The 13,676-nt window shown below is 71.7% G+C and carries 11 protein-coding genes; 10 read left to right on the top strand and 1 reads right to left on the bottom strand.

Annotation, left to right across the window (positions count from 1 at the left end; all coding sequences use genetic code 11):
• The first annotated feature begins 552 nt into the window (after positions 1-552).
• The 6 genes from BLS43_RS24445 to BLS43_RS24420 are packed head-to-tail and all read left to right on the top strand — an operon-like array spanning position 553 to position 9,222.
• Complete coding sequence (locus BLS43_RS24445) at positions 553-2,103, top strand: TIGR02677 family protein (RefSeq protein WP_176921518.1); 1,551 nt, start codon at positions 553-555, stop codon at positions 2,101-2,103.
• Positions 2,100-3,305: a TIGR02678 family protein gene (locus BLS43_RS24440; protein WP_093089055.1), complete on the top strand. Its 1,206-nt coding sequence runs from the start codon at positions 2,100-2,102 to the stop codon at positions 3,303-3,305. The genes BLS43_RS24445 and BLS43_RS24440 overlap by 4 nt, the downstream gene beginning before the upstream one ends.
• Positions 3,302-7,342: a TIGR02680 family protein gene (locus tag BLS43_RS24435; protein ID WP_093089054.1), complete on the top strand. Its 4,041-nt coding sequence runs from the start codon at positions 3,302-3,304 to the stop codon at positions 7,340-7,342. The genes BLS43_RS24440 and BLS43_RS24435 overlap by 4 nt, the downstream gene beginning before the upstream one ends.
• Positions 7,335-8,549: a TIGR02679 family protein gene (locus tag BLS43_RS24430; RefSeq protein ID WP_093089053.1), complete on the top strand. Its 1,215-nt coding sequence runs from the start codon at positions 7,335-7,337 to the stop codon at positions 8,547-8,549. The genes BLS43_RS24435 and BLS43_RS24430 overlap by 8 nt, the downstream gene beginning before the upstream one ends.
• A 46-nt stretch (positions 8,550-8,595) precedes the next feature.
• Positions 8,596-8,802, top strand: coding sequence for a hypothetical protein (locus BLS43_RS24425; RefSeq protein ID WP_093089052.1), 207 nt, complete (start codon positions 8,596-8,598; stop codon positions 8,800-8,802).
• Complete coding sequence (locus BLS43_RS24420) at positions 8,803-9,222, top strand: type II toxin-antitoxin system VapC family toxin (RefSeq protein ID WP_093089051.1); 420 nt, start codon at positions 8,803-8,805, stop codon at positions 9,220-9,222. It begins immediately after the preceding gene.
• 114 nt (positions 9,223-9,336) lie between these two features.
• On the opposite strand, the gene BLS43_RS24415 is transcribed toward BLS43_RS24420, so the two are convergent.
• On the bottom strand, positions 9,337-9,918 hold the full coding sequence (locus BLS43_RS24415; protein WP_093089050.1) for a TetR/AcrR family transcriptional regulator: 582 nt from the start codon (positions 9,916-9,918) through the stop codon (positions 9,337-9,339).
• A 107-nt stretch (positions 9,919-10,025) separates the two neighbouring features.
• Between BLS43_RS24415 and BLS43_RS24410 the strand changes: the two genes are divergently transcribed.
• The 4 genes from BLS43_RS24410 (at position 10,026) to BLS43_RS24395 (ending at position 13,625) form a co-directional block, all read left to right on the top strand.
• Positions 10,026-10,454, top strand: a complete 429-nt coding sequence (locus BLS43_RS24410; protein WP_093089049.1) for an ester cyclase — start codon at positions 10,026-10,028, stop codon at positions 10,452-10,454.
• Positions 10,451-10,930, top strand: coding sequence for a DUF1772 domain-containing protein (locus BLS43_RS24405; protein ID WP_093089048.1), 480 nt, complete (start codon positions 10,451-10,453; stop codon positions 10,928-10,930). The genes BLS43_RS24410 and BLS43_RS24405 overlap by 4 nt, the downstream gene beginning before the upstream one ends.
• A 319-nt stretch (positions 10,931-11,249) precedes the next feature.
• Entirely contained in the window at positions 11,250-11,540 is a 291-nt protein-coding gene (locus BLS43_RS24400) for a hypothetical protein (protein WP_218129994.1), read from the top strand.
• A 630-nt stretch (positions 11,541-12,170) separates the two neighbouring features.
• Entirely contained in the window at positions 12,171-13,625 is a 1,455-nt protein-coding gene (locus BLS43_RS24395) for a nicotinate phosphoribosyltransferase (RefSeq protein ID WP_093089047.1), read from the top strand.
• Positions 13,626-13,676 lie beyond the last annotated feature (51 nt).

Genomic DNA, 13,676 nt, shown 5'->3' with positions numbered 1-13,676 from the left:
AGACTACCCAGGTCACTTGAGACCGTTACTGCAGTTCAGGGCGTTGTGTCCGAGATGGACGGAGACTCGGAAAACGCACAAGATCAACTTCACACCGAAGAGGTCACTGGTTCGATCCCAGTATCGCCCACACTGACGAAGGCCCTGGTCAGGACTCCGCGAGGAGCTCAGAGACCAGGGCCTTCGTGACTGTTTCGGAGCGTTTGACGCAGGTTTTGACAACAACGGTGACCTCTTCGGTCGCTCCTCAGGGCGCATTGGCGTCTCCGCAGGTGATGGCGGGGTCGTTGGTGACCTTGACCGCAACGCGGGCGCCACGCCGACCTGGCGGCATCACCCGGCGCCCAGGTGGACATTCCCCGCTGACCTGCGCCGACGGCAGCCTGCGCTCAGCAAGCCTGGAGCCGGGGGAGCAACTCGGCATTCGTTGGCGACGTGCAGGCAGATCTGACAGAGCAGGGCCGGCCCGTCCGAAGCGCTCCTGTCGGAAGTCCGCGCGTCGAGGAACTGTCGGGGTTCTGCCCTACGGTGTCTGTGACCCGGAGGAGACGGATGGATCGCCTGCACCGCGTACCGACTGACCTGTTCCGCTTCACCCACGGCGATCGCGCCGATCTCTACTCGGCGGTGCTGCAGGCGTTCGGCGAGGCGAACGACCGCCTGGAGACCTCCCTCAAGCCCGAACAGGTCCGGGAGCGGCTACGTGGGGTGGGCTGGTTCGCCGCGCTGGAGGACGACGATCTCGTCGACGCACTCGCGAGCCTCCGGCGGTGGCAGCTGGTCGAGGCCACCCAAGACCACGCGGGCGACTACCGCACGGCGGAGGAGTATGAGCAGCGGAACGTCTCGTACACGCTGACCAGGCGGGGCGAGGCGGCGCTCGCCGGCGTGGAGCACGCGCTGGAGGTGCTCTCCTCGGCCGGTGCTCTGCAGACGGCGGTGCTGCACGCCGTCGCGGACCGGCTGGGGGCACTGGGCGCGCTCCTGGAGGACGGCGCCGCCCCGAACCGTGCCGTCTTCGCGGCGCTCATGGAGCTCGAGCACCATCTGGAGGCACTGCGCGCCAACACCCGCCAGTTCAACGGCGAGCTCCAGCGGCTGGTGCGGGTCGAGGGCGTGGATCTGAGCGTGTTCCACGAGGTGAAGGCCGCGACGGTGGCCTACCTGCAGGAGTTCCTCGGCGATCTGGACCGTCGTGCCCTGGCGGTGGCGGCGGGGACGCGGAGGGTCGAGTCGTTCGGGATCGAGGACCTGTGGCGGCGGGCGCTCGCGGGCGCGGACCTCCCGCCGTCGCCGACCGAGGACCGGGCGGTGGCGTGGGTCGAGCGGAGGCGGGTCCGCTGGTCCGGGCTGCGGGCGTGGTTCCTGCCCGAGGACGGTTCGGCGGCCAGGATCGACCAGCTGCACACCGTGTCGCGCCGTGCAGTGGTCGCGCTGCTGCAGGCGCTGGACCGGATCACCGAGTCCCGCAAGCGGGTGAGCAGCGCGAGCGAGGACTTCCGCGAGCTCGCCCGGGGGTTCGCGGCAGCGCCGGGGGAGGAGGACTGCCATCGGCTCTGGTCGGTGGCGTTCGGGCTGGGGTCGGCACGCCATGCGCACCTGGCCCACCCCGACCCGGAGCTGGTGTCGCCGTCGACGTCGTGGCGGGAAGCGCCGCCCGTACCGGTCTCCGCGCTGCTCCGGAGCTCGGGGCGCACGGAACGGCACACTCGTCCGGGGCGGGTGCGGGACGTGGCGGTGCTCCGCGCCGAACGTGCCGAACGAGCCCGTCAGGAGCGGGCCCAGGCGGACGCGGCGTGGGCGGTCCTCGCCGGCTCGGGCCCGGTGTCGTTGTCGTCGTTCGGTCGGCTGGACCACGGTGTGTTCCTCCGGCTGCTGGAGCTGCTCGGTCGGGCCTTGAGCTCGGCCGCCGGGTCCGACGGGCGCCGACGGGCCGTCACCGCGGACGGCCGGATGGAGATCGTCCTGAGCCCACCCGCCGCAGGCACCGCGTCCGCCGTGCTCCTCACGCCGCGCGGCCGCTTCGAGGGACCGGACTATCTGGTCGACATCCGACACGCCGGTCGGGCGCGGGGGCGGCACCGTGCGGTGGCCGCGCGATGAGTGCTCTGGGCAACCAGCTCGTCATCGCCGAGCGCGAGGAGGTGGCGCGCGGGGTCCGGGTCCTGCTGGCGTCTCCGCTGCTGACCGCGCGGGCGCGTCCGGCGGACTTCGAGGTCGTGCGGCGGCGCGGTGCGGTGCTCACCCGCTGGTTCGACTACTACTGCGGATGGCGCCTGGTGGTCGAGGCGCGGGCGGGCTACGCGCGGCTGTCCAAGATCCGGACGACGATCGACGCGTCCCGACCGGCCCGCCGCTCCCGCACTGGCGCCGCGCCGTTCGACCGGCGTCGGTACGTGCTGCTCTGCGTCGTCGCCGCCGAGCTCCTCGGCACCCCGGTCACGACGATCGGGCTGCTGGCGGACCGGGTCGTGCAGGCCTGCGCCGCCGACCCCGCGCTGCCGCCCTTCGACACGGCGAGCCGGGCCCAGCGTCAAGCGTTCGTCGACGCCCTCCGGCTCCTGGAGGGGCTTGAGGCGCTGGCCGCCGTCGACGGTGCCACCGACTCCTATGTGGACTCCACCGCCGCCAAGGTCCTCTACCGCGTGGACGCGACACTGCTGATGAGGCTGATCGCGGCGCCGACGGGGCCGTCCCGGCTCACCGCGCCGGTCACCGACCCGCAGGCCCGGCTGACCGAGCTCCTCGTCGAGCCTCGGTACGGCACCGGCGAGGAAGGCGGCTTCCAGCGCACGCTGCACGCCCGTCATCGGCTCTTCCGCCGGTTGCTGGACGACCCGGTGGTCCACCGGGACGACCTGAGCGAGGCCGAGCTCGCCTACGCGTCGTCCCCGACCGGGCGGCAGCTGCTGCGCCGGGCGGCCGAGGAGGCGGGCATGGTCCTGGAGGAGCGGGCCGAGGGGTGGCTGCTCGTCGATCCCGACGGCATCGCCACGGACGTGCGCTTCCCGGACGACGGCAGCCACGCCCGCATCGCCGCCTTGGCGCTGCTCGACCGCATCGCGGCGGTCGGCGGGGCGGTGCCGGAGCAGTTGACCGGCGAGATCGGCGAGCTGATGCGCCGGTTCCCGGCATGGGCGAAGGCCTATCAGAACGACGACGGCCACGCCCGGCTGCGGGATGCCGCCGTCGGAGTCCTGCTCGACTTCGGCCTGGTCACGTGGCGGGAGGGCGTGGTCGTCGCGACGCCAGCGGCCGCCCGGTACACCGTCGTCGGGATCACCGAGGCGAGGGAGACGCGATGACCGTCACCGCGCTGCGTCCCACCCGGCAGGACACCGGCAGTGCGCGCTGGGTCCCGCGGCGGGCGGGCATCCAGAACGTGTGGCGCTATTACGACGAGGTCTTCGAGTTCCACCGCGGCCGGCTGTTGCTCCGTGGATCGAACGGCAGCGGGAAGTCGAAGGCGCTCGAGTTGCTCCTGCCCTTCCTGTTCGACGCGAGTCTGCGCGCCCAGCGCCTGTCGACCTTCGGCACGTCCGAACGGACGATGCACTGGAACCTGATGGGCGAGGGCGCGGCCGGGAAGACGCGCGTGGGCTACGTGTGGCTCGAGTTCTCCCGGGACGCGGCGGACGGCACCCGCCACTGGTTCGTCTGCGGCGCCCGCCTGGCGGCCACGACGCACACGCGCACCGCCCAGGCGGACTACTTCACCCTCGAACGCGAGGTGGCGCCCGGCGAGTTCACGACGGCGGACTCCCTCCCGCTGACGCGTGCCGCACTCGTGGAGAGGATCGGGGACGACGGCTCGGTCCACGGCCCCGCCGAGCACCGGGCCGCCGTCCGCTCCGTCCTCTTCGGAGGGATTGGTGAGCAGCGTTACGAGTCGCTGATCCTGGCCCTGCTGCAGCTGCGCACCCCGAAGCTGTCGCAGCGCCTGGATCCCGCGCTGCTCTCGACCCTGCTGTCGAAGGCGTTGCCGCCGCTGGGGGAGACCGAGCTCGGTGAGCTCGCCGAGGGCTTCCAACGACTCGACCGCCAGCGGGAGGAGCTGGAGCAGCTCGAGGCGGAGGCCGAGGCCGCCCGCACGCTCGCGGTCGCCCAGCAGACCTACGCCCGACGGGTGCTGCGCGCGGCCGCCGCCGAGCTGATCACCGCCACCACCACGATGGACGACCTGACTCGTGCCGCACGCGAGAACGACGAGGAGCTCGGGGCGGCGCGAGCCGAGTTCGCCGAGGCGTCGGGGGCCCTCGACCGCGAACGGGCACTCGACAGGTCGCTGGGGGTCGACATCGACGAGCTCCGGGGCCACACCGACTACCGCGAGGGTGCAGAGGCGCTGCGCCGCGTCGAGGATCTGCGGGGTCGGGCCCGAGGAGTCCGTGACCGGGTCGCCACCGAGCAGGCCGCCGCGGCCGGGGCGGTGTCGCAGGCCGAGACCGACACGACCGTGGCGGAGGAGGCCGCGGGCGAGCTCGTCGAGGCGCAGACGGCGGAGGCGGAGACGGTCGAGGTCGCCCGTGCCGCGGCGGTGCGGGCGGGCATGGAGTCCGTCGTGGCCGAGGCACGGCCGATCGGCCGGTCGGACCGGCATCGGGCGGCGGCCCTGGTGGAGGCGGCCGCGACCGGGCGGGCGCAGCAGATCGCGGAGGTTCGTGACGTCGTCGAGGCGCACACCGCCGCCGTCGGCAGGCGCAGCGACCTGGAGGATCTGCTGGACGGGGCGCGGACCGCGCTGCAGGAGGCCCAGGACGTCGTGCGGGCGCGGGCGGACCTCCGTGCCGAGGCCCTCGGCGCGCGCGAGGAACGGCTGCGGGAGTGGGTCGTGGCGTGCCGCGAGCTGCGGGTGGACGAGGCGGACGTCGTCGCAGCGGCGGATGACGAACCGACCCTGTCCGAGCTCGTGGAGGACGCGGTCCGGGCGGCGAGCGAGATGTTGCTCGCGGCGGCCGCCGAGCTCCGCGTCGGCCGGGAGGGGACGGCGACGAGGCTCGCGGCGGTCGAGGAGGAGCTGGCCACGGTCCGCTCCGCCCGTCACGTGCCGCCGAGCGCGCCGCCGACCCGCACCGCGGACCGCGCAGGCCGGGGCGGGGCCCCGCTGTGGCAGTTGGTCGACTTCGCGCCGGACGTCCCGGCCGAGTGGCGGTCGGCGTTGGAGGCCGGGCTGCAGTCCAGCGGGCTGCTCGACGCGTGGCTCACGCCGGACGGGCGCGCGGACTGGGCGGGCCACGACGTCCTGGCCGACCCCGCCGACCTGGCCCTCGCTCCGGCTCGGTCGCTTGCCGACGTCCTCGTGCCCGAGCCGGACACGGCGGTGCCGCGCGAGCGCATACTCGCCCTGCTGCGCGTCGTCGCGTTCGACGACGCTTTGCCCCAGCACCATCCGGCCGCCTTCGGCGCGGACGGGACCTGGCGGCTCGGCGCCGTGACGGGAAGCTGGGGCAAGCCGGAACCCGAGCACATCGGGGCCACCGCCCGAGCGCGCACCCGCGAGCGGCGCATCACCGAGCTGGAACGTGACAGGGACTCCGCACGCGACGAGCTGGCCCGCCTGGATCGAGACCTGCAGGTGGTGGCCGACCGGCGGGGTGCGGTGCAGGCCGAGCGGAGCAGGCGGCCGGACCGCACGGCGCTCGATGCGGCGACCCGCGAGCTGCGACGCGCCGAGAGCGACGTGAGCGCGCGGGACGCCGAGATCGCGCGGTTCGTGCAGCTGCTGGGTGTGGTGTCGGCCGAGGTCGCCCGGCTCCTGCGGGATCTGCACGAGGCCGCGGCGCGCACCGGGCTCCCGTCCGGTGCGGAGGATCTGAGCAGGCTCGCCGGTGCCGTCGACGGCTTCCGCAGCGCGGCGCGCGGCTGGCTGGACCGCTGCGGTGACCTGGTCGCCGCGACCAGGAGGGCACACGACACCGAGACGACCGCCGCCCGTTCGCGCGAAGCCGCGGACGTCCGACGGGATGCGGCGGCCGACGCCGCCGCAGAGCTGGAGGACCTGGAGCAGGCCGCGGCCACCGCAGAGGGAGCGATCGGCCAGACCTACCGCGATCTCGTCGCGCAGCTCGGCGAGCTGCAGCAGCGCCGCACGGGTGCAGTGGCCGCTGCCGACACGGCCTTCGCCCAGGTGCGCGAGTGCGAGCTGCGGATCATGCAGCTCCGGACCCGGGCGGAGCGGGCCGAGGCCGAGCGGGACACCGCCGTCGAGCTGCGGGATCGTGCGGGCGAGCGGATGAGACTGGTCGGCTCGGGGACCTTCGCCGCGGACGCGGGCGTCGACGAGCCCGCCGCCGGGGAGCAGGCGGACAGTGTGCGGGCCACACTCGACCTCGCGCGCGGCCTCGCCGCCCGCTGGGCGGCCACTCCGCACGAGCCCGCCCAGATCGCTCGCGCCTTCGGGACGCTGAGCGACGAGCTGTACCGCAGCCGCGAGATCCTCGGCGTGCGTGCCGATCTCGAGCTGTCCGCCGTCGCCGACCACCACGTGCTGACCGCCTCGTCGGGTGGCGTGCGCACCGGCGCGGCGGGCCTCGCGGACCGGGTCAAGGCGGAGGCGACGCGCGCCGCGGAGGACATCACCGCGGCGGAGCGGCAGCTCTTCGAGACCACCCTGACCGGCGACACCCGCCGCCACCTCGCCGATCGGATCCGGCAGGCCACGGCGTTGGTGGACGGGATGAACGCGCGCTTGGACGAGGTGCGGACCGCGTCCCGGGTCGCCGTCCGGCTGGACTGGAAGGTCGATCCCGATCTCCCGGCGTCGGCCCGCGCGGCGCGGGACCTGCTGCTGAAGGATCCGTCCCGCCTGGGGGAGGCGGAGCGGGAGGCGCTGCACCGCTTCTTCCGGGACCGGGTCGACGAGGCGAGGGCGCGAGACGACGCCGTCGGGTGGGAGCAACAGCTCGGCGAGGTCTTCGACTACACCTCGTGGCACCGCTTCGAGGTGACCGTGGACCGCGGGAAGGGCGAGGGCTGGCAGGTCCTCACCCGTAAGCTGCACGGCGCGTTGTCCGGCGGGGAGAAGGCCATCGCGTTGCACCTCCCGCTCTTCGCGGCGGTGGCCGCCCACTACGAGTCCGTGCCGCGTGGTCCTCGGGTCATCCTGCTCGACGAGGTCTTCGTGGGCGTCGACGAGGTCAACCGCGGCCAGGTGTTCGCGTTGCTCGCCTCGCTCGACCTGGATCTCGTGCTGACCTCGGACCATGAGTGGTGCGCCTACTCGGAGCTCGACGGGATCGCCGTCCACCAGCTCGTCACCAGCGAGGACGACGACGCGGTCACCACGGCCCGGTTCGTGTGGGACGGGGAGGACTGGCTGGAGAGCGAGGAGGGTGATGACTGAGCCCGTCCACCCGACGCTGGGACAGCCCAGCCTCCGGCCGCTGTGGCAGGAGGTCCACCGCCGCCTGGACTCCGGCCGCCCGGTCACGCGCGTCGGCCTGGGCGCGCTCGACGACGCCGGTCTCGCCGCGCTCGCCGACCTGCTCGGCACCGCCCGCTACCCCCGGGGCTCGGTGCCCCTCAGCCGGCTCGACGAGGCCGTCGGCGAGATCGCGGGATCGGATGTGCGAGCCTTCGTGCAGGTTCTGTTGGGGCCCGTCGGCGATCGCGCCGCGGGACGGGCCGAGGCGACCGCCGAACGCGCGTCCTTCTGGGCCTGGCTGGCCGCCCACCCACTGGTCCGCGCCCAGCCCGCCCTCGAGGAATGGGCCGCGGCGCTGCGACGAACCGGAGCCGGCTCGGACCAGGTTGGCCGGGCTCTGATCGAGACCGCGGTGACGGTGCTGGAGCGGCTGCCCGTGCCCGGCCGCCCCTTGCCGTCGTTCGCCGACGACGCGGTCGGCGACCCGCACGGACTCGATGGAGACACACGGCTCGCCGCCCACGTCCTGCGTGCCCTCGCCGCCCTGACCGGCGTCGACCCGCCGACGAACGCGGAGGAGCGTCGATCGCTGTGGGAGCGCTTCGGCGTCACCGCCGACCAGCTGTCCGCCACCGTGCTCGGTGCCGGGCTGCGTCCGGTCGGGAACGGTCTCGTCGCCCGGGTGCTCCGGGCCGGAGCGGAGGAGGGAGAAGCGACCGTCCTCACGCTCGCCCAGCTCCGACGGACCGACGAGTTACGGCTCGACACGGACGCCGTGGTGTCCGTGGTCGAGAACCCCACGGTCGTCGCGCTCGCCATGGAGGGGCTGGGCAGGGAGTGTCCTCCGCTGGTCTGCACCGCAGGGTGGCCGTCCGGGGCGGCCATGCACCTCCTCCGTCTACTCGCCCGTCACCATCACGTTCGCTATCACGGTGACCTCGACGGGGAGGGCATCAGGATCGCGGCTTACCTCGGTGCGAGGGTCGGCGCGACACCGTGGCGGATGTCCGTGGCCGACTACCTCACGGACGTCCCCGTCATGGGGCCTTCGGTCGGCCGCGTCACGGATGCGCCGTGGGATGCCGACTTGGCACCTGCCATGAAGGAGCGGGGAGTCGCTCTCGTCGAGGAGCGTGTGGCTCCTTCGTTGCTGGACGATCTCAGGGCAGGACCGCCGACGAGCTGAGCGAGAGCGCACAGCGGGCCCGAGAGCGACCGCTAGCATCGTCGGCATGGGTGCGGAGGGCGAGCGCGAGGAGCTGTCCCGTCTGGTGCAGCAGTTGCCGGACGAGGATGTCCCGGCGGTGCTCTCGGACCTGCGCCGTCGGCTCGAGAGTGTGCGGTCGTGGCCGCCGGCGTTCTTCGGGATCGAGCCCGGCGACGGGACTCGGGTCGGGGCCGATCATGACGAGATCCTTGCTGAGGGGTTCGGCCGCTAGGTGATCGTCTGCGACACGGGGCCGCTGGTGGCGGCGGGCCTGTCCAGGGATCCGGATCATCGGGCGTCGGTGGACCTGTTCGCGTCGCTGCACATGAGTGGGCGAGTGATGGTGGTGCCCGCGCCGATCGTGGCCGAGGTCGGGTACCTGCTCCACCACAAGGGCAGCCCGCGGGCCGAGTCGGCGTTCCTGCTCTCGCTCGCGGCGGGCGACTTCCGGACGGTCGAGTTGACCTCCGAGGACTACGCGCGGATGGCGGACCTCGTCGACACCTCCGCCGACCTTCCGCTCGGGACGAGCGACGCCTCGGTCGTCGCGCTGGCGGAGCGCCTGGGAGTGGCAGAGGTTGCGACCCTCGATCATCGTCACTCTCGTGTCGTGCAGCCGCGGCACGTGGAGGCTTTCACCCTCCTGCCCTGAGGCACGCGGCCTTGAGGCGTCGGCGGGCGGTCAGATGCCGGCGTGTTCGTCGTGTTCGGAGCTGGAAGACATCAGGGCGGCCGCTGTGAGGTGGCCCGGCCCCTTCGACGAGCTTCAGGGCAAGGCGGCGCGGAACTGCGCGACCAGAGCCTCGATGCGGTCGGCCTCATGGTCACTTCGGAGTCGGCCGTTGCGTCCGAGCATGGTCAGTCCGTGCAGCGCCGCCCAGAGGACTTCGGTGCGGGTGTCGACGTCGGCCACGGCGGCGACGGTGCCCACCGCCTCGCGGAGTTCGTCGAATGCTTCGGTCAGCGGCGTCGGCGTGTCGTCCGCAGCGAAGTGCAGTCGCGTGGATCTGGTGAACATCGCGTCGTAGGTCGCGGGGTTCCTCGTGGCGAAGTCGCCGTATGCGGCGGCGACCCGGCTGACCTGGTCGTCGGGCGAGGGGCTGCCGCGGCGGGCCGCACGCAGCGCCTCGGCGAGCTCGGCGAAGCCTTCCAGTGCAACGGCTTCGACGATCTCCTCCATCGATCCGAAGTGCTTGTAGAGGACCGGCTGGCTGTACTCGATCTCGGTGGACAGCCTGCGCGTGGTGACCGCATCCCAGCCTTCGCTCTCGGCCAGGGTGCGGGCTGTCGCCGTGATGAGCCTGCGGCGGGCGTCTCGCTCGCGCTGTCGGCGGTCCTCGATGGCCATGCCTCACGGTAGCACCGCTAGTACTGCTAGCAGTGCTGTTGACGCGAGCAGGAGGCACGGTTAGCGTTGCTAGTGCTAGCGCTGCTAACCACCAGGAGGAGACCGACATGGCCACGCCGACTCACCATCTGGCCGATCTCTACGTCGAGATGATCAACACCCATGACCCGGACCACGTGGATCGCTTCGTCGCCGAGGACTACGTCAACCACAACGCGTTCGTCGCCGACGGGCGCGAGGCCAACCGCCGGTGGTGGACCGCGTTCTTCGCGGGCCTACCCGACGTGCGTGTCACGATGGAGGACCTGATCATCTCCGGCGACCGCGTCGTGGGCCGCTTCGTCTACCTCGGCACCCACACCGGGAACCTCGTGGGCGTCCCCGCGAGCGGCAACCCCGTCGAGATGCGCAGCATCGACATCTGGCGCGTCCGGGACGGCATGTTCGTCGAGCACTGGGACGAGCTGAACCTCATGCAGGTGTTCCAGCAGGTGGGCGCCCTGCCGCCGCTGAACGGCGTCCGGGTCCAGGCATGACACCGGCACTTCTCTCCCGGATCACCGCGCTGGTGGCGATCATGAGCACCGGGATCGTCTACGGCACGGATGTCTTCTGCGCGCTCGTCCAGCGATCCGCGCTCGCGCGCGTCGACGACGCCACCCTCACCGCGGTCATGGGCAACGTGCACCGCGTCGCCGACCGGCGGATGCCGGTTCCCGGGATCCTCGGCATCGTCGCGGCCGCCGCCGCTTCCGCGCTCGCGGCGGTGGCCGGTCACCCCGTCGCCTCGGCGACCGCGGGAGCCGCGTTCCTGCTGATGGTGGTCTGGGTGCTGCTCTACCTGCGCATCAGCGCACCCCTCAACCGCATACTCACCGCCGCCGCCGACGCCCACGAGACTCCCGCCGATGTGCGCAGTGTGCAGCAGCGCTGGGATCACGTCATCGTCCCGAGGGCCGTCCTGCAGGGCCTGGCCGTCCTCCTCCTCCTGGGCGTGAGTCTCGTCGGCTGACCCGCCTCCCGACAGGAGTCGGCTCGAGCGTCACGCCCGCGGCGAGCCACTCCCCGAAGAACTCGGCGATCGGGCGGGCGGAGGAGTCGGCGACAGTGTCCTCCGACCGGAACGAGCGTCGGGCGCGGATCGGGCGAGGCGACGCGCGGCAGCGGCCCAGGGCGACGCGCTGCCGTGCGGACCGCTGCTGCCGGCGGGCTCGGGACACCGCACCGATGCGCGGATGCATCCGTCCTCGCCGACCGGCTCGGGTACGAGGTCGTGAGCCTCCGGACGGCAGGCCCCGCTCTGGTACGACCTGGACCTCGCGCTGGGTGTGGTGTCACCCGAGCTGCTGCTCTGGTTCCCGGAGGCCTTCGAGCCCGACAGCCGGTCCCTGATCCGCGCCCTGGGCCTGGAGCTGGTCGAGGTCGCCGAGAGCGACGCGCGCCGGTTCGCACTGAATCTCGTCAGCGACGAGAGGACCGTCACCATGACGGACCGGGCGCCACGGGTCGCCGCGCTGCTGCGCGCCCGCGGGCTGACGGTCGTCGAGCTCCCGACCGCACAGCTGGCGAAGGGGGGCGGGGGAGTGCGCTGCACCGCGCTGACCCTGCACCCCGCTCCCTAGGCGCCCGGGGGTCCGACGCCGCCCTCGCCTGATACTGCCGCCACCGCTTCACGAGAGCCTCGCCCGCCGCCGCCGACTCGCAGCTCGATCGGGCCCTTCGGCGGCTCCGGGCAGCGTGGTCGTCGACGGCATCCGGCCCGCCTGCGGTGACATGGACGCCCGATGTCGGCCGAGGCCGCTCGCTGCCGAGGTGGGCCGTCGCCTCGCGCTCGGTGGCCGGGACGTCCGTGGGAACGGACGTCGCCCGGGGTAACTAGAAGCGTTTCTAAATTTTCTGCCTGTCTGCCCCGTCCGCGCGGTCCGGCGGCCTCGTCCGCACGGCGCTGTATCCTCGGGAGTCGGTGCGCTGCAGGGGCTCGAACTGCATCGATCGGGTGTAGGTCCTCGTTGTGCGGTGAAGCTGGGCCGTCGATGACATCGCCCCTGATCGGCACTGTCATGAAGTGACTAGAAACGTTACGATCGTGTTCACTCCCGCGTGGATCTCTAGTCTTCGAGGCTGAGATGCGCCACGCTTCGACGCGAAGTGGGGGTGGCGATCAGAGGAGTGTCCGCGGCCGAACGGCGTCAGCCCGGCCGGAGATTCCTCCGCCTCCCCGAACTAGAAACGACTCAAGTGAAGGTGGACCGATGGGGTATCTCGACAACCTGATCATCGACACGGACAACTACAAGCACTGTCACTATCCGCTGTACCCGAAGGGTACGGAGTACGTGTCGAGCTACATCGAGTCTCGTGGTGGTCTGTTCCCGGTCACCATGTTCGTGGGGTTGCAGGTGTATCTGCGGGAGAAGCTGATGAAGCCGATCACGCTGGAGGACATCGACGAGGCGGAGTTCGTGGTCCGCGAGCAGGGTATGCACTTCAACCGGGAGAACTGGTTGGGGATCTTGAACGATCACGGCGGGTATCTGCCGGTGGAGATCGAGGCGGTGCCGGAGGGGACGGTGTTGCCTGCCCGCAACGTGTTGGTGCAGGTGGTCAACACCGACCCGAGGTACTTCTGGGCGACCAGTTTCTTCGAGACCGCGCTGCTGCGGGCGGTGTGGTATCCGAGCACGATCGGCACGGTCAGCTGGTTGTCGAAGATGGTGATCAAGGAGGCGTTGGACCGTACGGCGGACTCGTCGGCGGGGTTGCGGTTCATGTTGCACGACTACGGCGCCCGTGGGGTGAGCTCGCAGCAGTCCGCGGCGTTGGGTGGGTTGGCGCACCTGGTGAACTTCGACCAGTCGGACACGGTGCCGGGCATCCTCGCGGCGAAGCGCTACTACAACGCGGGGAAGGTCTCGAACTCCGGCCCGAACGCCGAGCACGCGGGTTTCTGCGCGTGGGGGCGGGACGACGAGGTGGGTGCGATCCGGAACATGCTCGAGACCTACGCCCCCGAGGGCTGTGCGCTCGTGCTCACCGACACCTACGACCACGAGAACTGTGTCAAGAACATCATCGGCGGCGAGCTCAAGGAGATGGTGCAGAACTTCCCGGGCCTGGTCGGTGTGCGTCCCGACTCGGGGGACATCGTGCAGGTCACCGCGGACACCACCGGCTGGTTGATGGACATCTTCGGGTACACGGTGAACTCGAAGGGGTTCAAGGTGTTGCCTCCGTTCATCCGGGTGGTGCAGGGCGACGGGGTGAACTTCCACTCGCTGCCGCAGGTGTACATGGAGTTGGAGCGGCGTGGGTTCTCCGCGGAGAACGCGGTGTTCGGTATGGGTGGTGGTCTGTTGCAGCACTGGAACCGCGACACCATGAACTTCGGTCAGAAGGCGTCTGCGGTGTGTGTGGACGGGCAGTGGCGTGAGATCGCGAAGTCGCCGACGGGTGCGGCGTTCAAGGCGTCGAAGCGGGGCAGGTTGGCGCTCAAGCGCGAGGACGGCGTGTACACCACGGTGCCGAAGGGGTCGATCCCGGAGTCGGAGAACGTGCTGCAGCCGGTGTTCCGGGACGGCAAGCTGTTGCGCAAGTGGGACTTCACCGAGCTGATCGCGAACAGCGAGAAGGAGGTGCCGGAGTCCTACTACATCGACCATGTCGGGCCGATGCGCACCGTCTCCTCGGAGATGGCCGTCTCCGCCTGATCCCGGCCCGGCGCCCCGTCCCCCCGCGGGGCGCCAGCCGGCCCGCACGAC

The organism is Pseudonocardia oroxyli (assembly GCF_900102195.1).
GTDB lineage: Bacteria > Actinomycetota > Actinomycetes > Mycobacteriales > Pseudonocardiaceae > Pseudonocardia > Pseudonocardia oroxyli.
This window is presented reverse-complemented; position numbering and strand designations above follow the sequence as displayed.

Coding starts and splice junctions, on each gene's coding strand:
- BLS43_RS24445 (WP_176921518.1), top strand. CDS start 553: ATGGATCGCCTGCACCGCGTACCGACTGACCTGTTCCGCTTCACCCAC.
- BLS43_RS24440 (WP_093089055.1), top strand. CDS start 2,100: ATGAGTGCTCTGGGCAACCAGCTCGTCATCGCCGAGCGCGAGGAGGTG.
- BLS43_RS24435 (WP_093089054.1), top strand. CDS start 3,302: ATGACCGTCACCGCGCTGCGTCCCACCCGGCAGGACACCGGCAGTGCG.
- BLS43_RS24430 (WP_093089053.1), top strand. CDS start 7,335: ATGACTGAGCCCGTCCACCCGACGCTGGGACAGCCCAGCCTCCGGCCG.
- BLS43_RS24425 (WP_093089052.1), top strand. CDS start 8,596: ATGGGTGCGGAGGGCGAGCGCGAGGAGCTGTCCCGTCTGGTGCAGCAG.
- BLS43_RS24415 (WP_093089050.1), bottom strand. CDS start 9,918: ATGGCCATCGAGGACCGCCGACAGCGCGAGCGAGACGCCCGCCGCAGG.
- BLS43_RS24410 (WP_093089049.1), top strand. CDS start 10,026: ATGGCCACGCCGACTCACCATCTGGCCGATCTCTACGTCGAGATGATC.
- BLS43_RS24405 (WP_093089048.1), top strand. CDS start 10,451: ATGACACCGGCACTTCTCTCCCGGATCACCGCGCTGGTGGCGATCATG.
- BLS43_RS24395 (WP_093089047.1), top strand. CDS start 12,171: ATGGGGTATCTCGACAACCTGATCATCGACACGGACAACTACAAGCAC.